Below are 20,589 nucleotides of genomic sequence, written 5' to 3'. Positions count from 1 at the left end.
TATTATTTGTAAAGTGTAATTACATCTTTGCCTAATTTTTTTTTAATTTTCAATTTATTTTTATAATTTTTCTTTAATTCATTAAGAAAACGAAACTCTTTATGGTTAACTAACTTTGATAAAGTTTTAGCACATTTGTATAAATAAAATTCATTAAATAATTTTTTTTTAATAATGTGTTTAGAAAGATCATTTCCCCCTTCGACTAATAAATTTCTGCAGCCAAGGACATAGAGTTTCATTAAAATTGATTTAATATCAAAGTTATTTTTATTTAATTTACTTTTGATTAAATTTATGCCTCTTTTTTTTAACATCAATTTCATTTCAGCTTTGGAATTGTGATAAAAAATTATAGTATTGTTTTTATTAGCTGTTTTAAAAATGTATGAATTTTTTTTAATTTCTAAGTTTTTATCCAAAATTATTCTTTTAGGTGAAAATTTATTCAAACCTTCTAGTCTGCAATTAAGTTTTGGGTTATCTTTATTTAAAGTTTTGGACGAAATCATTAACGAATCATTTTTATATCTAAGATAATGTGTAAATTTATCAGTATGAATATCTGAAATTCTTTTTGTATCTTTGCTATATATCAAATTATTTCTAGAAATTGCAATTTTACCAGTAACATAAGGAAGGTTTTTTTTTCTATTAAAGAAATAAGGTGTATAAAATTTATTAATTTCTTTTTTGAGTAAATTTTTTTTTACTAAAACATTTTTTAACTTAAGAATTTTTAAGGTTTTACCTTTAACTTTTTTATCAATATCTTCAACTCCATATACAACTTCTTTAATTTTATTTTTAATTATAATATTTGTGCACGGAGGAGTTTTTCCATAATGACTACAAGGTTCAAGAGTCACATACATTTTTGAGCCTTCCAAATTTTCATGTGAATTTTTAATGGCATTAAATTCAGCGTGAGGTGTACCTTTAAAACCTGTTTGACCAATTGAAAGTATTTCATTATCTTTAACGATTACACAACCTACAGAAGGATTAATTCCAGTTAATCCATGACGAGCTTTTGCCAATTTCAAGGCCAGCTCCATAAAAATTTTATCTTTGATTGAAAATTTATCTTTTTTTGTAGACATCTAATTTGTCCACGAATTGCACAAAGTCTTTTTCTTCTCTAAAATTTCTATAAACAGAAGCAAATCTTACGTAAGCAACAGGGTCGAGCTCTTTTAAACCTTCCATAACCATAGTTCCAATAGTAGTAGTTGAAATTTCACTTTGACCAAGCTCCTCAAGTGATCGAGAAATTTTACTTATAAATTTTTCTGCTGTTTCAGTATCAATAGGTCTTTTTTTAAGAGCAATAAAAATAGATTTTGATAATTTATCTCTATCAAATGAAGATTTTCTTCCATTTTTTTTAACAACCATAATTTCTCTAAATTGCACTCTTTCAAAAGTTGTAAATCTTGCTCCACACACACAAAGCCTTCTTCTTCTTATGGCTGTGCCATCTTCAGTTGGTCTTGAGTCTACTACTGAGGTTTCACCTTTTTTACAAATTGAACAAATCATTATTTTAAATTTTTATATATTGGAAAGTTAGATGTAAGTTCTATTACTTCATTTCTAACTTCTTCTTCAATTTTGCTATTATCGTCAGGGTTTTCAGATAAACCTTTTACAACTTTAGTTATTAGTTCACCTACTTTCTCAAACTCTTTTAATCCAAAACCTCTAGTTGTTGCGGCTTGAGTACCTAGTCTTATTCCAGAGGTAATCATTGGCTTTTCTGAATCGAAAGGTATTCCATTTTTGTTACAGGTAATATTAGCATTTGAAAGGCTTTCAGCAGCAGCATTACCTTTTACATTGAAAGGTCTTAGATCAACTAACATTAAGTGTGTATCTGTTCCACCAGAATAAATCTTAAAACCATTATTCTTAAGTGTCTCTGATAAAATTTTGGCATTAGCTAAAACTGATTTGATATAATCTTTGAAATCTGGTCTTAATGCTTCTAAAAAACCAGCAGCCTTTGCAGCAATGACATGCATCAATGGTCCGCCTTGATAACCAGGGAATACTGCTGTGTTAAATTTTTTTGCTAGGTCTTCATGATTAGTTAAAATAATTCCACCTCTAGCACTTCTGAAAACTTTATGAGTTGTTGAAGTTACTACATGCGCGTGTTCACATGGGTTAGGGTACCCTTTGCCGGCAACTAAACCTGAAAAATGAGCCATATCCACCATCAAATATGCCCCTACTTTATCAGCAATCGCTCTAAATCTTTTAAAATCGATTACTCTAGAGTAAGCGCTACCACCACAAATTATAAGTTTTGGTTTATGTTCTAATGCAAGTTTTTCAACATTATCATAATCAATAAGTTCAGACTCTTTATCAACATCATACCCTATTGGATTAAACCATTTACCTGACATTGAAATTTTTAACCCATGAGTAATGTGTCCACCAGAATTTAAACTCATTCCCATAAATGTATCACCAGGATTTAATAGAGCTAAAAATACAGCTCCATTTGCTTGAGCCCCAGAATGTGGTTGGGCATTTGCAAATTTACAATCAAAAAGTTTTTTTAATCTTTCTATGGCTAAATTTTCTGCAACATCAACATGCTCACATCCATTGTAGTATCTTTTTCCAGGATACCCTTCTGCATATTTGTTTGTTAATACAGAGCCTTGCGCCTCTAAAACAGCTTGAGAAACTATATTTTCAGAAGCAATTAGTTCTATATGTTGTTGTTGTCTTTTTAACTCATCACTTATGGCTTTATGTAATTCTGGATCAGTTTCAGATAAACTGTCTTCAAAAAAGCTTTTATAATTTTTATTTAAATAGTTTTTTTCACTAGACATAATTAAATCTTTTTAATTCTTTTTGCGTGTCTTCCACCTTCAAACTTTGTATTTAAAAAAATGCTAACGCAATTTAAAGCATTTTTTTTAGTAAGAAGTCTTGATCCTAATGTAATGATATTTGCATTATTATGCAATCTTGATAATTTTGTAGATTTTGAATTATAGCACTGTGCAGCACGAATATTTTTATGTCTATTAGCAGCAATATTCATTCCCATACCAGACCCACAAACTAAAATACCTACATGTTTGTTGCTAATCTTAACTTTTTTAGCAACCTTATGAGCAAAATCAGGATAATCTACCCTACCATCGTTAAATGGACCCAAATCAACTATCTTTATATTTTTTTTATCTAAGTAATTTTTGATTAATTCTTTTAATTTAAACCCAGCATGATCAGATGATATGAATATTTTTTTCAAACTAATTAAATTTATGATCTAAAACACAAGCAACTAAATGGATACGATCTTCTTCACCACCATTAAATGCATTATGATATTTTGTATTATTTGTAATCCAAACAGAACCATCAGCTGGTAAATGCATGGCAACATTATCAATGACCATTATTGATCCTGGGTTAGTAATAATTGGTATATGCAATCTAGGCTCAGGGTCTCTATGCCAACTTAATGTTGATCTTGGTTGTTTTAACAATACTCTTACTCTTCCAAGTTTATACTTAGATGAAAGCACATCAAAAACTTCCTTAAAATAAGTATCTTTAAATTCATCGATAAATTCTGAATATGCAGACTCGTCGATAGTTATATCTCTAACAACTTCCTTGCCTGTTGCATCCGGTTTAGTCCAAAAAACACCTCTGGCTTTATGACCTTTAATAGAGTCTGGATCACCAGGAATTTGAGTTAGAGATATTGCTCCAAAGTTACTAATCTCTTCGGGACCATCAAATTTTTTTATTTTTAAAATTTCACTATATGCCTTTTGAAGTTCAGTAATATCAAATTTAATTTCCTGTTTTTGAAAATCATTAAAATTTAATGTCATAATATTTATTAGTTACTCTTTTTAGAATATATTTGTATAATACATTTGTCGCATTTTATAAATATAATAAAAACATGATAACAGGAAGCTATCCAAACCTAAGGCTTAGACGTAGTAGAAAGAATGATTGGTCTAGAAGACTTATTCAGGAAAACAGCCTATCTTCAAGTGACTTTATTTTACCAATATTTCTTATTGATGGAAAAAATAAGAAACAATCCATAAAAACTATGCCTGGAGTTTTTAGGTATTCTATAGATAAAATTGGTCATATTGTTGATAAAGCCATTAAGAATAAAATACCTATGGTTGCGTTATTTCCATACACAAATTCAAAGTTAAAAAATGAAATTGGCACCGAAGCGTTAAATGAGGACAATTTAGTTTGTAGAGCTATCCAATATATTAAAAAAAGATACAGAAATGAAATTGGTATTATGTGTGATGTAGCTTTAGATCCCTACACTTCCCATGGTCATGATGGTCTTATAAAATCTGGCTATATATTAAATGATGAAACAAATGAAATTTTAATTAATCAATCCTTATTGCAATCCGAAATGGGATGTGATGTGCTAGCACCTTCAGACATGATGGATGGTAGGATTGGAAAAATAAGAAAAGCATTGGATAAAAATGGCTATCAGTTAGTTCAAATTCTCTCATATGCAGTAAAATATGCATCAAGTTTTTATGGACCTTTCAGAGATGCGGTTGGATCAAGAGGACTTCTAAAAGGAGATAAAAAGACCTATCAAATGGATTTTCGAAACAGTAATGAAGCCTTAAGAGAGGTTGCCCTAGATATAAAGGAAGGAGCAGATATGGTAATGGTGAAACCAGGAATGCCCTACCTTGATATTATAAAATCAGTAAAAGATAATTTCAAAATTCCAGTTTTAGCTTATCAAGTTTCAGGAGAATATAGCTTACTCACAAATAGTATTAATAAACGTTTAATAGATAAAAACTCAATATTAGAAAGCTTGATCTCATTTAAGAGAGCTGGCGCAAATGCAATAGTCAGTTATTATGCTGACAGAATAAATGAAATAATACTTTAAGGCTATTTTAATAAATTTATAAAATGACTTCTTGAAACGGGTAAATTTAAATTATTTGGTTTCAATATACTTTTTTCAAGATAATCACTAAGAAGCTTAAAACCTTTTAATAAATTTTTTAAATCAATATTTTTTGTATTTTGATCTATCAAAAAGTTTGGAATAAATTTTTTTTCTGAAGATGATTTTACAAAATAATTAATTTCTCCTTCTATAACTTCTTTTTCGACCATTTTTTTAAGTTCAAGATCATAACCAAGTAATTTTAATAACTTTAATTCCCAAAAAATATATTCTTCAATCCAATTATCATGAGTTAATAAATCAAAAAATTCATCTATTAAAATGTAAATGTCATTATTTGATTGAGCTTCAGCTGTTAAAAGTTTTACAAGATGCATAGCAGAAGTTATGCAGCAAAGTTTTATACTATTATCAAAATAAATTGGCGTAGTAGCTTTAACAATTTCTACTTTAAAATAACCAATTCTATTTAAACTTTTGGAATTATAATTAACATGAATCTTATTGCCAATCTGTAAATAATTTTTAATTTTTTTTGAAGTACCACCAAAAATAATACCAGAAATTTTTCCATAATTTTCAGTAAATACCTCTGCTATAATGGAATTTTCATTGTATCGATTTTTAGATAACAAATATCCTTTATCATCCCAATTCATTTTTTAAAAATACTCTCAAAACATATGGTTGCAGCGTTCTGTTCAGCATCTTTTTTAGATGAACCTTCTGCTGTAAAAATTCTAGTATTCTTTAATTTCACAGAGACTTTAAATAATGGCTTATGACGAGGCCCTGTATTTGATATTAATCTATAAATAGGTAAAGTTTTAAACATCTTTAAAGAATATTCTTGAAGTTTAGTTTTGGCATCAATTTCAGTTATCACACTTGCATTAATATGCTCATTCCACAAATTTAGAATAAATTTTTCAACAAAATTAATACCTTTGTCTAAATAAATCGCACCTATTAAAGCTTCTAAGCAATCAGCTATAACTTTGTCTTCAATTACAATTTTTTTATTTTTTGGATTAAATACCAAAATATATTTTTGTAATTCAATTTTTTTTGCAATTTCTAAGCATTTTCTTTTATTAACTAGAGATGCAAATTTTTTATCCAATATTCCTTCACGTTCATCTGGATAAATTTCTAATAATTTTTTTGCAATAACCAACCCTAAAACTCTATCACCTAAAAATTCAATTTTTTCATTATTATTCAAAGAGTCATAGCTTTTATGAGTAAGACTTTTTATTAAAATTTTAGGATCAAAAAATTTTAACTTTAATTTCTTTTCTAAGATTGATGAAGATATTTTCATTAATTAATAGTTTTAAAAAAACGATCGAACCTAATAGTTTTGTGCCATTTCCAAAAAGAAAAGATACTTGCAATTCTAAAATCTGATGAAAAAAAGATAAATTGTGCCTTACCAACTAGATTATCTTCATGGACATATCCAACGCTTGTTAAATATCTACTATCTTTAGAGCAATCTCGATTGTCTCCAAGGAAAAAGTAATGTTTTGGTGGAACTATAAATACATCAGAATTTTGAAAACTATAATTTTTTAAATAAACGGTATTATGTATTGCACCATTTGGTAATTTTTCTTCAAACTTAATAACATCTATAGTTTGATTGCCACAATAAATTATATCATTCTTTGAAACTCTTGATTTAAAAATTTGATTATTATTAAGAAATAAATCACCATTTATGAATTGAATATTATCACCAGGTAATCCTATTAATCTTTTGATATAATCTGTTCTATTGTCAGCAGGGGTTTTAAAAACAATAACATCTCCTACTTCAGGTTTTTGTGAAAATATTCTGCCATTGAGTATCGGTGGACTAAATGGAAAAGAATGTTTGCTATAACCATAAGAATATTTGGTAACAAATAATCTATCCCCAACCAATAATGTAGGTTCCATAGAAGATGAGGGTATATAAAAAGGTTGTATGAAAAAAGATCTAATAATAATCGCAATGATTAAGGCATAAAAAATTGTTTTAACATTTTCAATTATAAAGTTTTTACTTATCATTATTTATTTTTTTGTAAAATTACGTAAGCTATAGAATATTTTTTTTCATCTGAAATTGATAGAAAGAAATTAAATGAAGAGGTTTTGAATTGATCTTTAACAATATTTTTTATCTTATTTGTAATTACAAAAGAAGGTTTGCCTAATTTATCATTAATAATTGATATATCTTTAAAGTTAAAATTGTCTCTAAAGCCAGTGCCAATTGATTTGGCTAAAGCTTCTTTAGCAGCAAATCTTTTTGCATAATAGGCTTTTTTATTTCTAATTTTTTTAGCAATAAGTATTTCTGAGTTAGAAAATATTCTTTTAATAAAATCTTTATTTTTTATTAATTTATTAAATCTTGTGATATCAACTATATCAACACCTATACCAAGTATTTTCATGGTTATTTACTTATTATTTTTCTAAAAGATTTAATCGTTTTTTTTAAACCATGAGTGACAGATTCACCAATTATAAAATGTCCAATATTGAATTCTGTAATTTCTTTAATTTTTGTTAATATTGCAGTTGTTTTATAGTCAAGACCGTGACCCGCATGGATTTCAAGACCAAAATTTTTACCAAACTTAGAACATTTTTTAATTTTTATTAGTTCTTTTTTATAGTCTTTATTCTTTTTAATTAAATCTGAAATTTTTCCAGTATGTATTTCAACACAATCAGCATTTAATTCTTTTGCACTTTGAATATCTTTTAAATTTGGATCTATAAATAGACTAGTTCTAATATTTGCTTTATTAAATAATGAAATTACTTTTTTAATTTTAGTTCTATTTTTATTTAAATTTAAACCGCCTTCTGTAGTTATCTCTTTTCTTTTTTCTGGAACAATGCAAATATAATTGGGTTTATTTTTTAATGCTATCTTTACTATTTCATCATTTAAAGAAATTTCCAGGTTAGTAATTATTTTTCTATCTTTACAGATTTCTAAAACATCTTGATCATTTATGTGCCTTCTATCTTCTCTTAAATGTATTGTAACGGAATCTGCACCACATTTACTAACATGTTTTGCTATCAATAATGGATTTGGATGGTTTGAGCCTCTTGCATTTCTAATTGTTGCAACATGATCTATGTTTACACCCAATTTTTTCATTTTATAAATCTACTTCCTGGCACTGTTATGGGTGTATTTTTAAGAAATTCAGGAAGTTTATTTTTTTTAAAAGTTGGAACATCAATTTTCATATGAGAAATAATTTCTTTTTTTATTTTTAAAGATTTTTTTGTTGATCTATCAATAATGGTAGCAAAACCAACAAGTTTTGCTCCTGGTCTAGTAATTAGATTTACACATTCTAAACTGGATTTTCCTGTTGTTATAACATCTTCAATAATTAATACTTTAGAACCTTTTTTAATATTAAAGCCTCTTCTCAAAGTAAATTTACCGTTAACTCTCTCGCAAAATATAGTTTCTTTTTTTAAAATTTTACCTATTTCGTAGCCAATAATTACTCCACCCATCGCTGGAGCCAAAATTAAATCTATATATCTAAATTTTTTTTTAATCTTCTGGGCCAATGATTTACAAATAGAATTAGCTAAATTTGGAAAACTTAACAGTTTTGCACATTGAATATATTTTGATGAATGTAGTCCAGAAGAAAGTACGAAATGTCCCTCAAGTAAAGCGTTAGTTTTTTTTAAAATATTTAAAGATTTTTTGTGTGAAAGCATTTCTTTTTTCCTCGTGTCTTATGATTTTAAACTTAATATTCTTTTGTTTTAGTTCGCTAATAAAATTTGTAAAGTTTTTCAGGTCTCTAATTATCAAATGGAACTTAAAGTTAATATAATATTGTGTTTTTTCATGCATCTCAACATTAGATATGTTTAATCTGTGATTACCTAGTAATGTTGTAATTTCACCTAGTTTACCTGGCTGATCTGGTAAAGATATCCATAAAGTAGTGTTATATTTCTTTATTCTTTCTTCTTTTTGTTCACCTTTCGAATGCCAATATCTTCTTATTGCTGCTCTAGCTTTTCCTGTTTTAGTAACTGGTATCCAGTGAAGTGAAGGTGATTTATTTTTTGAAGTTATTATATTAACGACATCTCCATTATGAAGAATACTTTGTAGTTCACTATCATTTCCATTTATTTGACAGCTAATAGCATTATCGCCAATTTTTGTGTGAACCGCATAAGCAAAATCAATTGGAGTTGCGCCCTTTGGCAATTTTATTACTGAACCTTTGGGTGTGAAGCAAAAAACATTTTCCTGAAACATTTGAAGTTTAGTATACTCATAGAAATGTTCAGGATTTTCATTTTTATCAATAATTTCTACTAAATCTGCTAACCAATCATATTCTTTCCAAGTAAGAGAGTTAAATTTCTCAGAAGATTTATATTTCCAGTGAGATGCAATACCTCTTTCAGCAAATTCATGCATTTCCATAGTTCTAATTTGAATTTCTATAGGTCTTTTATTTGGTCCAATTACAGCTGTGTGTAATGATTTATAGTGATTAATTTTTGGTGAAGAAATATAATCTTTAAATTTTCCAGGTATACAGTTCCAATGTTGGTGAAATATTCCAAGTGCTTGATAACAATCATGCTCACTAGGCAATATAACCCTAAAACCTATTATATCTGTAATTTGCTCAAGGGATATTCTTTTTTTTTGTACTTTTCTCCAAATTGAAAAAGGAGTTTTTTCTCTTCCAAAAATCTTAGCTTTAATGTCATGATCATTTAAAAGTTCTGTAATTTGTATAGAAATTGATTTAAAGTTATTTACTTTATCTTCACGAATTTCATCTAATCTTTTTTTGATAAGTTCTCTTGCTTTATTATTTAAAACTTTAAAAGATAAATCTTCCAATTCATCTCTTATTCTGTGCATGCCCATTCTATCAGCTAATGGTCCATAGATCTCCATAGTTTCCTTAGCAATTCTTTCTTTTTTTTCAATTTTGCTAATAGCATCAATCGTTCTCATATTATGTAAACGATCCGCAAGTTTTACTAATAAAACTCTAATATCTTTAGAGGTAGCTAAAATTAATTTTCTAAAATTCTCAGCTTTTGAACTAGAGTTTGCTTGATTTTCAAAAACAGAAATTTTGGTTACACCCTCAACTAAATCCGCAATTTCTTGTCCAAACTCTATCTTGATATTTTCATATGTAGCATGTGTGTCTTCAATTGTGTCATGAAGTAATCCAGTAACAATTGTAGCGCTATCTAATTCTAAATCGCTAAGTATAGAAGCAACAGCTATTGGATGATTTGAATAGGGATCGCCTGATGCACGTTTTTGATTTTCATGCGCTTTAACAGCGTATTGGTATGCTTTATTTAATTTTTCAGGATTTAAAAACTTATTATAATTTTTGACTTTATTTATAAGTTCTTCAGAATTAAGCATAGGTTATTATAACACTAATTTATATTTGTTTAATAGATCTAAGGTTTTTTACTGACAAACTATAGACTAAATTAACAATATTTTTACCAGATTTTGGATCTTTCCATTTTTTATCTATTTCAAATAAAGGCAATAAAACAAAACTTCTCATTTTCATTCTAGGGTGTGGAATAAAAAGGTTTTCTTCAATAAAATTTAATACTTTTTTGTCATAATCAATAATGTCAATATCACATGTTCTTGGAGCATTCTTCTTTGTTCTAGATCTACCTAATTTTTTTTCAATTAATTTACAATATTTCAATAATTCAAGAGGGTTAAGTGTAGTTTTGACCTTAATGACTACATTTATATATTTTGGCAACAGTGGATCTGGCCATGAGTTAGATAGATAATATGATGAGGTTTTAACTATTTTTATTCTATTTTTTTCTAATTCAAATTTAGCTAAATTAATATTGTTAATTTTGTTACCTAGATTTGATCCGATTGCCAAATATGAATGTTTAACTCGATTTTCTAATATGTCTGGCTTTTTCACGATTCCAATCTCTGTTTTTTTTAGTAGCTCTTTTGTCAAATTGCTTTTTACCTTTTGCAACTGCTATCTCAATTTTAGCTTTGCCCTTTTTAAAATACATTTTTGTTGGAACAAGAGTTAGTCCATCTCTTTGCATTTTACCAATTAGTTTATTAATTTCTTTTCTATTTAATAATAATTTTCTTTCATCTGTGGGATTATGATTAGAATAACTTGCTTGTTTAAATGCTGAGATGTGTGAATTAATCAAAACAATTTCTCCACTTTTTTCAACAGCATAAGAGTCTGCTATATTTATTTTGCCTTCTCTAATCGATTTTATTTCAGAGCCTTTGAGAACAATTCCAGCTTCAATTAATTCCTCGAAAAAATAATTAAAACTTGCTTTTCTATTTAAGCAAATAATTTTTAAACCAGAATTGGTTTTTTTATTCATTAGAGTAATTTTGCAGATACTAGAGCTTTTTTAACAATATTTTTGGTTGTGTCAGTAACTTTAACCAATGGCAATCTTACATCGTCCTCACATAAGCCTAAAAGTTTAGCTGCATGCTTAACTGGACTTGGATTGCTTTCAACAAACATTGAGCTATGAACAGGTTGTAAAATTTTATCTAATTTAACAGCTTCAAGTTTACTTTCTGCATTATCTAACTTTGATGCCTTCTGAAAATCTGAGCATAACTTAGGTGCAATATTTGCTGTTACACTTATTGAACCAATGCCACCTCTGTTATTAAACTCTAAAGCATTATCATCATTACCTGTAAGTTGAATAAAATCATTTCCCATCTTATCTTTTTGTTGGTTAACTCTTTCTAAATCACCTGTAGCGTCTTTAACGCCAACAATATTTTTCAATTCAAACAATCTAGCCATTGTATCAACAGACATATCGATTACAGATCTTCCAGGAATATTATAAATTATAATTGGTATTCCACATTTATCATTTATCGCTTTATAGTGTTGAAATAGTCCCTCTTGCGTAGGTTTATTGTAATAAGGTGTAACCACCAATGCCGCATCAGCACCTGCTTTTTCTGCATGCGTTGTGAGTGAAATTGCTTCTTCTGTAGAATTAGAACCGGTTCCAGCTATTACTATAGTTTTACCATTGCTCTCTTTAACGCATAAATCGATTACTTTTTGATGCTCATTATGACTTAAAGTTGGAGATTCACCCGTTGTACCTGCTGGTACCAATCCATTTGTGCCATTAGAAATTTGAAAATGTATAAGCTTAATATAAGCATCTATATCTAGCTCATTATTTTTAAACGGGGTGATTAAAGCAACATTTGATCCTTTGAACATAAATACTTATAACATAGTTTAAAGATTCATTTACTAAATTTATGGTTAAAAATACTTTATTTTTTATAAAATTATTTTTGTTATTATTGTCAATAATAAGCAATTCTTATGCTGCTGAAGTTACAATATTACCCTTAAAAAAACCTATATTAGATGAAAAAACAAAAAATGAAAAAATTTCCCAGAGTATAATAAAGCCAAAATCTAAACCTACAAAAATTCAATTAAATAAAGATAAAGTTGCAAAAGTTGTTGATAAAAAGATTAATTATTCAATTCCAAAGAGCAAACCTTTAATAGTAAAAAAGATAAAACCCTCGGTTAAAAATACTTCTAAATATTATAGTCAAAAAGATTTCGCCATAGCAAAAAAATCTATTCAGGCAATGGAAAAAAGTCAGTGGTCATCAGCTTTGTCAATTTCTAAAAAAGCAAAAGACAAATCTATATATAATTTTGTTCAATGGAGACATTTATTAACTTCAGGAAATCAAGCAACTTTTTACGATTATTTAGTTTTTTTAAAGAATAATGATGACTATCCTCGAATAAACAGAATTAGATATTTAGCAGAAGAAAAACTTTCTACAGAAAAAATTTCACCCAAGAAAATCATTGATTGGTTTAATTCGAAGGAACCATTAAGCGGTTATGGTGAACTAATATTAGGAGAAAGTTTTATTCAAACTGGAAATATTGAAAAAGGAGTTTCATTGATAAAAAAAGGTTGGATCACAGCCAAACTTTCAAGATCTCAAATGAAAAAATTGAACAAAAAATATAAAAAATATCTTAATTCAACAGACTATGTAAAAAGGGCTGATTATTTAGCCTGGGAAAATAAATATTGGGATTTAAAAAGAATGCTTCCCTATCTGCCAAAAGATTATCAATTACTTTATACAGCTAGACAAATTTTAATGAGTAAATCTTATGGTGTAGACAATGCAATTAAAAATGTTCCACAAAAATTTAAAAATGATGCTGGTTTAAATCATGATCGACTTAAATGGAGAAGAAAAAGAGGAAGAATTGATAGCTCTCTAGAGATTATATATTCAATTAAAAATGATAAAGATTATCTTGTGAGACCTGACAAATGGTGGGTTGAAAGAGCTATAATGACAAGAGCTCTAATTTATAAAGATAAATATGAAACAGCATACAAAGTTGCAAGTCAACATTCTCTTGATCCAGGTCCTGAATTTGCTGAAGCTGAATGGATAAGTGGATGGATTGCATTAAGTTTTTTAGATGATCCAATTTTAGCAATTGATCACTTCAATAATTTTTACCAAAATGTAAGTTATCCTATAAGTCTATCTAGAGGTGCATATTGGCTTGGTAGAGCTTATGAAAAAATTGGTGATAAAAAACAATCAGAAGATTGGTATAAGGAGGCAACTAAATATCTAACCACATACTACGGTCAATTAGCTTTTTTAAAAATTAGTCCCAATGAAAAATTTGAACTTGAAGAACAACAGATTGTTGAGGATGAATATAGAAAATATTTTAAAAAAAAAGAACTTGTTAAAATTAGTTATCTTTTAGATGAATTAGATAAAGATAAATATACTAAAAATATCTTAAGACATCTAGCAAATGATAATATTAAGAGTGGAAGTGAGGTTTTGGCTGCAGAACTTGCAACGAATATCTCAAGATATGATTTTGCTATACAAGTTTCAAAGATAGCCTCATATGAAAAGAGATTTCATAATACTTACAACTATCCAATAATAAGTGTGTCTCAATACGTGAATGGAAGAAAAATTCCTGAAACTGCTTTTATACTATCACTTATAAGACAAGAAAGTGAATTTGATATGAGAGCTAATAGTCATGTTGGTGCTCAAGGGTTGATGCAGCTAATGCCTTACACTGCAAAACTAGTTGCAAAACAAGCAAAGCTCCCCTACTCAAAGTCTCGGTTAACCTCTGACCCAGAATATAATATCAATTTAGGATCTCATTATATCGCAGGGTTAATACTTGATTATGATGGAGCTTACCCGTTTGCAACAGCAGCTTACAATGCTGGACCTAAAAGAGTTAAACACTGGAAAAAAATTAATAAAGATCCGCAAAAAAAACAGATTGATTTTGTTGATTGGGTTGAATTAATTCCATTCAAGGAAACTAGGAATTATGTTCAGCGTGTAATGGAAAACTATAATGTTTACAGATACATTTTAGAAAAAAAACCAATAGAAATGAAAGATTTTTTTAAGGATCAACCACTATTCTAATGGCGGAAGAGGAGGGATTCGAACCCTCGGTACAAGTTTCCCCGCACGGTCATTTAGCAAACGACTGGTTTCAGCCTCTCACCCACTCTTCCACAGATTAACGATATAGCTGATTGTATTGAATATTCAATATTTATAAAGTAATTATTATTTATTATTATGAAAAACAACTATTCAATATTTTCTTTAGTTAAAAATGCTTTTTCCTACCATGAAAATTGGCAAAAGGCATGGAAAGACCCTGCTCCAAAAAAAGAGTACGATGCAATAATTATTGGAGGTGGTGGTCATGGTCTTGCAACAGCATATTATTTAGCAAAAAAACATAATATGAAAAATATTGCAGTTGTTGAAAAAGGATGGATTGGTGGTGGAAACACAGGAAGAAACACAACTATTATAAGATCAAATTATTTATGGGACGCAAGTGCTGGCCTTTATGATCATGCTTTAAAATTATGGGAAGGTCTTTCACAAGAAATAAATTATAACGTAATGTTTAGTCAAAGAGGTGTGATGAATCTGGCTCACAATCTTCAAGATATTAGAGATTTAAAAAGAAGAACTCATGCAAATAGATTAAATGGAATTGATGCTGTTTATTTAAGTACTGAAGAAGTTAAAAAATTTTGTCCAATCATAAACACTTCTCCTGACATACGTTATCCTGTATTAGGTGGAACGTTACAAAGAAGAGCTGGGACAGCTAGACACGATGCTGTTGCGTGGGGTTATGCACGTGGTGCAGATGAAATGGGTGTCGATATAATTCAAAATTGTGAAGTAAAAGGTATTAAAAGAAATGGTGATGAAGTTGAAGGTATAGAAACTTCAAAAGGATTTATTAAAGCTAAAAAAATTGGCGTAGTTGCTGCAGGTCACTCAAGCGTACTTGCAAATATGGCTGGTTTACGTTTGCCCTTAGAGAGCAAACCTCTTCAAGCTTTAGTGTCTGAGCCTGTTAAACCAATCATTGATACAGTTGTGATGTCTAATGCTGTACATGCTTATGTTAGCCAATCTGACAAGGGTGAACTTGTAATTGGTGCAGGTACAGACGATTATGTTTCGTATTCACAAAAAGGAAGTCATGATATTGTTGAAGGAACTTTAAACGCTATTTTAGAACTTTATCCCATTTTTAGTAGAATGCGTATGCTTAGACAATGGGGTGGTATTGTTGATATTTGTCCAGATGCAAGTCCTATAATAAGTAAGACTACTATAAAAGGTCTTTATTTTAACTGTGGTTGGGGCACTGGTGGATTTAAAGCAACACCTGGGTCAGGTGATCTATTTGCTCATACGATAGCTAATGATGAGCCTCATAAATTAAATGCTGCATTTAATCTAAATAGATTTGTTAGTGGGGATCTTGTAGATGAGCATGGTGCAGCGGCGGTAGCTCATTAATGTTTTTAATTACTTGTCCCTTTTGTGGAGAAAGAGAGCAAAGCGAGTTTAAAGCTGGTGGAGAAGCTCATATTGAAAGACCAAAACAACCTACAGAATTAAGTGATGATGAGTGGGCAGAATATCTCTTCATGAGAAAAAATATTAAAGGTGTGCAATTTGAAAGATGGAACCATGCCCACGGATGTCGAAAATGGTTTAACATGGTACGTGACACTTCCAATGATGAAATAAAAGCCGTTTATAAAATGGGTGAAAAACCACCGTCAATTTAATTTTATATGCAAAAAAAGTTAAGAGTAAAAACTAGTAATTTTATTGATGAAACAACAAAGATTGCTTTTAAGTTCAATAATAAAACTTACTATGGATTTAAAGGAGATACATTAGCTTCAGCCCTCCTTTCAAATGATGTTCATTTAGTTGGAAGAAGTTTTAAATACCACAGACCAAGAGGAATAATGACGGCAGGCTCTGAAGAGCCTAGCGCAATTGTTCAGGTTAATAATAATACAGCAATTACAGAACCAAATGTTAGAGCTACTGAAATTGAAATCTATGATGGTTTAGAGGCTACAAGTCAAAATTGTTGGCCGAGTGTCAACTTTGATATAGGGGGTATAAATAATTTTATATCTCCCCTTTTGCCTGCAGGATTTTATTATAAGACGTTTATGTGGCCAGCTAATTTTTGGGAAAAATATGAATTTTTAATAAGACATTCAGCAGGATTGGGGAAGTCACCAACTGAACCTGATCCAGATATATATGAGCATAAATATGTTCATTGTGATGTTCTTGTAATAGGTGCTGGTGTTGCAGGAATTTTAGCTGCAAAAACTGCTGCAAAAAATGAGTTAAAAACATTATTGCTTGATGAAAAAAATGAACTTGGTGGTACTACAATCTACCAAGATACAGATCATATTAAGATAAATGATCAAAATTCATCAATTTGGTTAGAAAATGAAATTAATGATTTAAAAAAAATTGATAATTTAGAAATTAAAACAAGAACTAGTGTGGCAGCTTATCATGGATATAATTATTTATTAGCAAGAGAAAATTTAACAGATCATCTTCCTCATTCAGATAAAAGAAATAAAGTAAGACAAAGATTATTAAAGATAAGAGCAAAAAAAGTTATTGTTGCAACAGGAGCATTAGAAAGACCATTAATATTTAATAACAATGATAGACCTGGCATTATGCTTGCTTCAGCTGTTAAAAAATATGCCGATTATTATGGCGTAGCAACTGGTCAAAAAAATATCTTCTTTACTAATAATGATACAGCTTATGAAGCAGCAATTTCTTTGATAAAAAAAGGAATTAATGTAGATGCAATAATCGATATTAGAGAAAAATCTAATACAGAATTTACAAAAGAAGCTCAAAATCTAGGAGTTAAAATATATAACTCTTATACAGTAGTGGATACAGGGGGTTATAAAAGAATAAATAAAATTACAATTATGAAACTATCTAAAGATGGACAATCATTTAGTGGTTCTGACAAAATTATATTGAATTGTGATTGTTTATCTATTGCGGGAGGATGGACACCAGCAGTACATCTTTTTACTCAATCAGGTGGTAAATTAAAATTTAGAGATGAAGATCAGGTTTTTATACCAAATAAATACTCTTCCGATCAAATAAGTATCGGATCTTGTAATGGTGATTTTGAAATTGATGATGTAATAACCAGCTCTGTAAAATCTATAAAAGAATTTTTAAATATAAACGAAACTGAATATGACAATTTAGAAATAAAATGTCCTAAAGATAAGAATTTTAGAAATATTTGGTTGCTTCCTTCTGATAAGATTTTAGGAAAGACCAAACCCTTTGTTGATTATCAAAATGATGCAACAGCAAAAGATATTAAACTTGCTCTAAGAGAGGGTTTCAGATCAATTGAGCATGTAAAAAGATATACAACAACAGGGATGGGTACCGATCAAGGCAAACTTGGTAATATGCATGCACTTGGTATTATTGCAGAAACTGCAGGTGTAAAAATGGGTGAACTTGGAACAACAACTTTTAGGCCTCCCTACACTCCTTTAACATTTGGAACAATTGTTGGACGAAATGTTGGTGAATTTTTTGATACATTTAGAAGAACGCCTATGAACGATTGGCATATAGAAAATAAGGCTGAATTTGAAAACGTAGGTCAATGGAAAAGAGCTTGGTACTATCCAAAAAATAATGAAACCATGCATGAAGCCGTACAAAGAGAAAGTAAAGCAGCAAGAGAGAGTGCAGGCATATTAGACGCTTCAACACTTGGTAAAATTGATATTCAAGGAACAGACGCTTCTGAATTTTTAAATAGAGTTTACACAAATGCATGGTCAAAACTTGCTATTGGAAAATGTCGTTATGGTTTAATGCTCAATGAAGATGGTATGGTTTATGATGATGGTGTTACAACTAGACTAGATGAAAATCATTATATAATGACAACCACAACTGGGGGCGCAGCAAATGTACTTGGAAAATTAGAAGATTATCTTCAAACCGAATGGCCCGAACTAGATGTTTACCTATCGTCGGTAACTGATCATTATGCAACAGCTAGTATCTGTGGGCCAAATAGTAAAAAGATTTTAAAAAAATTAGCACCAGATCTTGATCTTTCTGATGAAAATTTTCCTCATATGTCATTCAAGAATGTCAAAATAGATAATATTAAATGTAGAATTATGCGTATTAGTTTTACGGGTGAACATAGTTATGAAATTAATATTCAAGCAAATTATGGTGAAGCTTTATGGAAAAAATGTATGGAGGCCGGTGAAGAGTTCAGCATTACACCTTATGGCACTGAGACGATGCACTTATTAAGAGCGGAAAAAGGATTTATTATTGTTGGTCAGGATACCGATGCAACGATGACACCTATAGACCTACAAATGGACTGGATTGTTAGTAAGAAAAAATATGACTTTATTGGAAAAAGATCTTTATATAGATCAGACACTATGAGAGAGGACCGTAAACAACTGGTTGGTCTATTAACAGATAATCCATCAGAGGTATTGGAAGAAGGTGCTCAGATAGTAGCTAATATAAATCAAAAACCAGTTGAAATGTTAGGTCATGTTACTTCAAGTTATTATAGTCCCAATCTAAATAAATCAATTGCACTAGCTGTAGTTAGGGGTGGAAAAAATATGCTTGGTCAAAAATTATTTATTCCAATGGAAAACAAAAATATTAACGTCACAATTGTTAACCCTGTTTTTTTTGACAAAGAAAATGAAAGGTTAAATGCTTAATTATAAAACATCTATTAAAGGTGATATCGCTTATTCTGATTTAGAAATAAAAGAAATTAAACCTATAATGAAACTAATCATAAGAGGCAAAACAAAAGAATTTATGACGGCAATTGGAAAAAATCTTAATATGCTTTTACCGACAGAAGCTAATACTTCTACTTCAACTGAAAAGTTAACTGCTTTTTGGTTAAGCCCTGATGAATGGATGTTAATATCAAATGAAACTGTAAGTGAAGACAATAATACTTATGAAGTTGAAGATGAGTTAATTAGAAATATATCAAAAGTTAAATTGGGTGCAGTGACTGATGTAAGTGATCAGTTTGTAATGCTAAATATTAAGGGTAGTAAGGTTTTTGATTTACTAGCAACAGGCTCGCCTTTTAACTTTAATAATTTTAAAACGAAAAAAGGTTTGGTTGTTCAAACGATTCTAGCTCATATTGATGTTATTATTCACCATAAAGAGATAAATAATGTGGATTTATTCATTAGGCGCTCTTTTTCCCAACATTTACACTCCTGGATGAGTGATAGTGCGTCAAGGTTATAACCTTACACACATTAATTTTCATATATATTTAAATTATGAAAAAAATACTCCTTGTGGTGCTATTAGCACTTTTACCCTTCTCACTTAACGCAGAATCTAAACTTGATCAGATTTTATCTTCTGGTGAATTAAAAGTTGGAACTACAGGTGACTGGGATCCAATGACTCTAAAAGATCCTGCTACAAATAAGTATAAAGGATTTGATATTGATGTAATGAGCGAACTAGCTAAAGATATGGGTGTTAAAATTAAATTTGTACCTACAGAATGGAAAACTATAGTTTCTGGAATTACTGCAGGAAGATATGATATTTCTACAAGTGTTACGAAAACACCAAAAAGAGCAGAAGTAGCTGGATTTACTGATACATATTATAAATATGGAACTGTACCATTGGTGCTTAAAAAGAATTTAAAAAAATATTCGACATGGGATTCATTGAACAACAGTAATGTTACTATTGCAACAACACTAGGAACTTCACAAGAAGAAAAAGCAAAGGAGTTTTTTCCAAAATCAAATCTAAGATCTGTTGAAGCGCCAGCAAGAGATTTTCAAGAAGTTTTAGCTGGAAGAGCAGATGGAAATATTACAAGCTCTACTGAGGCAAATAAATTAGTTATTACATATCCTGAGCTAGCCATTGTTCCTGATGGAGAAAAAAATCCTGCTTTTTTAGCTATGATGGTTAATAAAAATGATAAAGTTTGGAATGATTATGTAAATAAGTGGATTAAAGATAAAAAATCCTCTGGTTTCTTTGATAAACTTTTAGCAAAATATAATTTAAAAAGCTTATAAAG

Annotated in this window: 22 protein-coding genes and 1 tRNA gene; 7 read left to right on the top strand and 16 right to left on the bottom strand. The window is 29.4% G+C overall.

Annotation, left to right across the window (positions count from 1 at the left end; translation table 11 throughout):
* Nucleotides 1-2: 2 nt before the first annotated feature.
* From ribD to AC5SLL_RS02840, 5 genes are read right to left on the bottom strand one after another with little or no spacing between them, the layout of a single operon-like run.
* Nucleotides 3-1,103: a bifunctional diaminohydroxyphosphoribosylaminopyrimidine deaminase/5-amino-6-(5-phosphoribosylamino)uracil reductase RibD gene (gene ribD, locus AC5SLL_RS02860; RefSeq protein WP_494586977.1), complete on the bottom strand. Its 1,101-nt coding sequence runs from the start codon at nt 1,101-1,103 to the stop codon at nt 3-5.
* Entirely contained in the window at nt 1,084-1,542 is a 459-nt protein-coding gene (gene nrdR / locus AC5SLL_RS02855; protein ID WP_494586976.1) for a transcriptional regulator NrdR, read from the bottom strand. Before nrdR ends, ribD begins: the two co-directional genes overlap by 20 nt.
* Entirely contained in the window at nt 1,542-2,852 is a 1,311-nt protein-coding gene (gene glyA, locus AC5SLL_RS02850; protein ID WP_494573659.1) for a serine hydroxymethyltransferase, read from the bottom strand. Before glyA ends, nrdR begins: the two co-directional genes overlap by 1 nt.
* Before the next feature lie 2 nt (nt 2,853-2,854).
* Nucleotides 2,855-3,280 carry a ribose 5-phosphate isomerase B gene (gene rpiB / locus AC5SLL_RS02845; RefSeq protein ID WP_494580744.1) on the bottom strand — a complete coding sequence of 142 codons (426 nt, stop codon included), beginning with the start codon at nt 3,278-3,280 and terminating at the stop codon, nt 2,855-2,857.
* Nucleotide 3,281: 1 nt separating this feature from the next.
* Nucleotides 3,282-3,872: an aspartyl/asparaginyl beta-hydroxylase domain-containing protein gene (locus AC5SLL_RS02840; protein ID WP_494586975.1), complete on the bottom strand. Its 591-nt coding sequence runs from the start codon at nt 3,870-3,872 to the stop codon at nt 3,282-3,284.
* Between the two features lie 74 nt (nt 3,873-3,946).
* On the opposite strand from AC5SLL_RS02840, the gene hemB reads away from it, so the two are divergent.
* Nucleotides 3,947-4,936, top strand: a complete 990-nt coding sequence (hemB, locus tag AC5SLL_RS02835; protein WP_494573656.1) for a porphobilinogen synthase — start codon at nt 3,947-3,949, stop codon at nt 4,934-4,936.
* A 2-nt stretch (nt 4,937-4,938) separates the two neighbouring features.
* On the opposite strand, the gene recO is transcribed toward hemB, so the two are convergent.
* The 10 genes from recO to dapA are packed head-to-tail and all read right to left on the bottom strand — an operon-like array spanning nt 4,939 to nt 12,273.
* A complete protein-coding gene (recO, locus tag AC5SLL_RS02830) occupies nt 4,939-5,619 on the bottom strand; it encodes a DNA repair protein RecO (RefSeq protein WP_494586974.1) in 681 nt (226 codons plus the stop codon).
* Nucleotides 5,616-6,284: a ribonuclease III gene (rnc, locus tag AC5SLL_RS02825; RefSeq protein WP_494586973.1), complete on the bottom strand. Its 669-nt coding sequence runs from the start codon at nt 6,282-6,284 to the stop codon at nt 5,616-5,618. Before rnc ends, recO begins: the two co-directional genes overlap by 4 nt.
* Nucleotides 6,284-7,018, bottom strand: coding sequence for a signal peptidase I (gene lepB / locus AC5SLL_RS02820; RefSeq protein WP_494586972.1), 735 nt, complete (start codon nt 7,016-7,018; stop codon nt 6,284-6,286). Before lepB ends, rnc begins: the two co-directional genes overlap by 1 nt.
* Nucleotides 7,018-7,407 (bottom strand): holo-ACP synthase, encoded by a 390-nt coding sequence (gene acpS, locus AC5SLL_RS02815; RefSeq protein WP_494586971.1) that lies wholly within the window; start codon nt 7,405-7,407, stop codon nt 7,018-7,020. Before acpS ends, lepB begins: the two co-directional genes overlap by 1 nt.
* Before the next feature lie 2 nt (nt 7,408-7,409).
* Entirely contained in the window at nt 7,410-8,129 is a 720-nt protein-coding gene (locus AC5SLL_RS02810; protein ID WP_494586970.1) for a pyridoxine 5'-phosphate synthase, read from the bottom strand.
* Nucleotides 8,126-8,713, bottom strand: a complete 588-nt coding sequence (pyrE, locus tag AC5SLL_RS02805; RefSeq protein WP_494586969.1) for an orotate phosphoribosyltransferase — start codon at nt 8,711-8,713, stop codon at nt 8,126-8,128. Before pyrE ends, AC5SLL_RS02810 begins: the two co-directional genes overlap by 4 nt.
* Complete coding sequence (locus tag AC5SLL_RS02800) at nt 8,670-10,415, bottom strand: bifunctional (p)ppGpp synthetase/guanosine-3',5'-bis(diphosphate) 3'-pyrophosphohydrolase (protein ID WP_494586968.1); 1,746 nt, start codon at nt 10,413-10,415, stop codon at nt 8,670-8,672. Before AC5SLL_RS02800 ends, pyrE begins: the two co-directional genes overlap by 44 nt.
* Before the next feature lie 19 nt (nt 10,416-10,434).
* Nucleotides 10,435-10,956 carry a 2-amino-4-hydroxy-6-hydroxymethyldihydropteridine diphosphokinase gene (gene folK / locus AC5SLL_RS02795; RefSeq protein ID WP_494580754.1) on the bottom strand — a complete coding sequence of 174 codons (522 nt, stop codon included), beginning with the start codon at nt 10,954-10,956 and terminating at the stop codon, nt 10,435-10,437.
* A complete protein-coding gene (gene smpB, locus AC5SLL_RS02790; protein ID WP_494580755.1) occupies nt 10,922-11,392 on the bottom strand; it encodes an SsrA-binding protein SmpB in 471 nt (156 codons plus the stop codon). The genes folK and smpB overlap by 35 nt, the downstream gene beginning before the upstream one ends.
* On the bottom strand, nt 11,392-12,273 hold the full coding sequence (gene dapA / locus AC5SLL_RS02785) for a 4-hydroxy-tetrahydrodipicolinate synthase (protein ID WP_494573646.1): 882 nt from the start codon (nt 12,271-12,273) through the stop codon (nt 11,392-11,394). Before dapA ends, smpB begins: the two co-directional genes overlap by 1 nt.
* A 41-nt stretch (nt 12,274-12,314) precedes the next feature.
* Here dapA and AC5SLL_RS02780 point away from each other — a divergent pair, with 41 nt between their 5' ends.
* Nucleotides 12,315-14,525, top strand: a complete 2,211-nt coding sequence (locus AC5SLL_RS02780) for a lytic transglycosylase domain-containing protein (RefSeq protein ID WP_494586967.1) — start codon at nt 12,315-12,317, stop codon at nt 14,523-14,525.
* On the opposite strand, the gene AC5SLL_RS02775 is transcribed toward AC5SLL_RS02780, so the two are convergent.
* Nucleotides 14,526-14,617: transfer RNA gene (locus AC5SLL_RS02775), tRNA-Ser, on the bottom strand.
* A gap of 67 nt (nt 14,618-14,684) precedes the next feature.
* On the opposite strand from AC5SLL_RS02775, the gene AC5SLL_RS02770 reads away from it, so the two are divergent.
* The 5 genes from AC5SLL_RS02770 to AC5SLL_RS02750 are packed head-to-tail and all read left to right on the top strand — an operon-like array spanning nt 14,685 to nt 20,587.
* Nucleotides 14,685-15,938, top strand: a complete 1,254-nt coding sequence (locus tag AC5SLL_RS02770) for a sarcosine oxidase subunit beta family protein (protein ID WP_494586966.1) — start codon at nt 14,685-14,687, stop codon at nt 15,936-15,938.
* Nucleotides 15,938-16,213: a sarcosine oxidase subunit delta gene (locus AC5SLL_RS02765; RefSeq protein ID WP_494573642.1), complete on the top strand. Its 276-nt coding sequence runs from the start codon at nt 15,938-15,940 to the stop codon at nt 16,211-16,213. The genes AC5SLL_RS02770 and AC5SLL_RS02765 overlap by 1 nt, the downstream gene beginning before the upstream one ends.
* A gap of 6 nt (nt 16,214-16,219) precedes the next feature.
* Nucleotides 16,220-19,228: a sarcosine oxidase subunit alpha family protein gene (locus AC5SLL_RS02760; protein WP_494586965.1), complete on the top strand. Its 3,009-nt coding sequence runs from the start codon at nt 16,220-16,222 to the stop codon at nt 19,226-19,228.
* Entirely contained in the window at nt 19,221-19,784 is a 564-nt protein-coding gene (locus AC5SLL_RS02755) for a sarcosine oxidase subunit gamma (RefSeq protein WP_494586964.1), read from the top strand. The genes AC5SLL_RS02760 and AC5SLL_RS02755 overlap by 8 nt, the downstream gene beginning before the upstream one ends.
* Nucleotides 19,785-19,819: 35 nt before the next feature.
* A complete protein-coding gene (locus AC5SLL_RS02750) occupies nt 19,820-20,587 on the top strand; it encodes a transporter substrate-binding domain-containing protein (RefSeq protein ID WP_494586963.1) in 768 nt (255 codons plus the stop codon).
* Nucleotides 20,588-20,589 lie beyond the last annotated feature (2 nt).

The organism is Candidatus Pelagibacter sp. PS_43 (genome assembly GCF_059417795.1).
This window is presented reverse-complemented; position numbering and strand designations above follow the sequence as displayed.

What these genes read in the sequence shown, in the direction of transcription:
- AC5SLL_RS02770 (WP_494586966.1), top strand. Translation starts at nt 14,685, where the DNA reads ATGAAAAACAACTATTCAATATTTTCTTTAGTTAAAAATGCTTTTTCC.
- AC5SLL_RS02750 (WP_494586963.1), top strand. Translation starts at nt 19,820, where the DNA reads ATGAAAAAAATACTCCTTGTGGTGCTATTAGCACTTTTACCCTTCTCA.
- acpS (WP_494586971.1), bottom strand. Translation starts at nt 7,407, where the DNA reads ATGAAAATACTTGGTATAGGTGTTGATATAGTTGATATCACAAGATTT.
- AC5SLL_RS02780 (WP_494586967.1), top strand. Translation starts at nt 12,315, where the DNA reads ATGGTTAAAAATACTTTATTTTTTATAAAATTATTTTTGTTATTATTG.
- lepB (WP_494586972.1), bottom strand. Translation starts at nt 7,018, where the DNA reads ATGATAAGTAAAAACTTTATAATTGAAAATGTTAAAACAATTTTTTAT.
- ribD (WP_494586977.1), bottom strand. Translation starts at nt 1,103, where the DNA reads ATGTCTACAAAAAAAGATAAATTTTCAATCAAAGATAAAATTTTTATG.
- recO (WP_494586974.1), bottom strand. Translation starts at nt 5,619, where the DNA reads ATGAATTGGGATGATAAAGGATATTTGTTATCTAAAAATCGATACAAT.
- glyA (WP_494573659.1), bottom strand. Translation starts at nt 2,852, where the DNA reads ATGTCTAGTGAAAAAAACTATTTAAATAAAAATTATAAAAGCTTTTTT.
- dapA (WP_494573646.1), bottom strand. Translation starts at nt 12,273, where the DNA reads ATGTTCAAAGGATCAAATGTTGCTTTAATCACCCCGTTTAAAAATAAT.
- pyrE (WP_494586969.1), bottom strand. Translation starts at nt 8,713, where the DNA reads ATGCTTTCACACAAAAAATCTTTAAATATTTTAAAAAAAACTAACGCT.
- hemB (WP_494573656.1), top strand. Translation starts at nt 3,947, where the DNA reads ATGATAACAGGAAGCTATCCAAACCTAAGGCTTAGACGTAGTAGAAAG.
- AC5SLL_RS02760 (WP_494586965.1), top strand. Translation starts at nt 16,220, where the DNA reads ATGCAAAAAAAGTTAAGAGTAAAAACTAGTAATTTTATTGATGAAACA.
- smpB (WP_494580755.1), bottom strand. Translation starts at nt 11,392, where the DNA reads ATGAATAAAAAAACCAATTCTGGTTTAAAAATTATTTGCTTAAATAGA.
- AC5SLL_RS02810 (WP_494586970.1), bottom strand. Translation starts at nt 8,129, where the DNA reads ATGAAAAAATTGGGTGTAAACATAGATCATGTTGCAACAATTAGAAAT.
- AC5SLL_RS02755 (WP_494586964.1), top strand. Translation starts at nt 19,221, where the DNA reads ATGCTTAATTATAAAACATCTATTAAAGGTGATATCGCTTATTCTGAT.
- AC5SLL_RS02765 (WP_494573642.1), top strand. Translation starts at nt 15,938, where the DNA reads ATGTTTTTAATTACTTGTCCCTTTTGTGGAGAAAGAGAGCAAAGCGAG.
- nrdR (WP_494586976.1), bottom strand. Translation starts at nt 1,542, where the DNA reads ATGATTTGTTCAATTTGTAAAAAAGGTGAAACCTCAGTAGTAGACTCA.
- AC5SLL_RS02840 (WP_494586975.1), bottom strand. Translation starts at nt 3,872, where the DNA reads ATGACATTAAATTTTAATGATTTTCAAAAACAGGAAATTAAATTTGAT.
- rnc (WP_494586973.1), bottom strand. Translation starts at nt 6,284, where the DNA reads ATGAAAATATCTTCATCAATCTTAGAAAAGAAATTAAAGTTAAAATTT.
- AC5SLL_RS02800 (WP_494586968.1), bottom strand. Translation starts at nt 10,415, where the DNA reads ATGCTTAATTCTGAAGAACTTATAAATAAAGTCAAAAATTATAATAAG.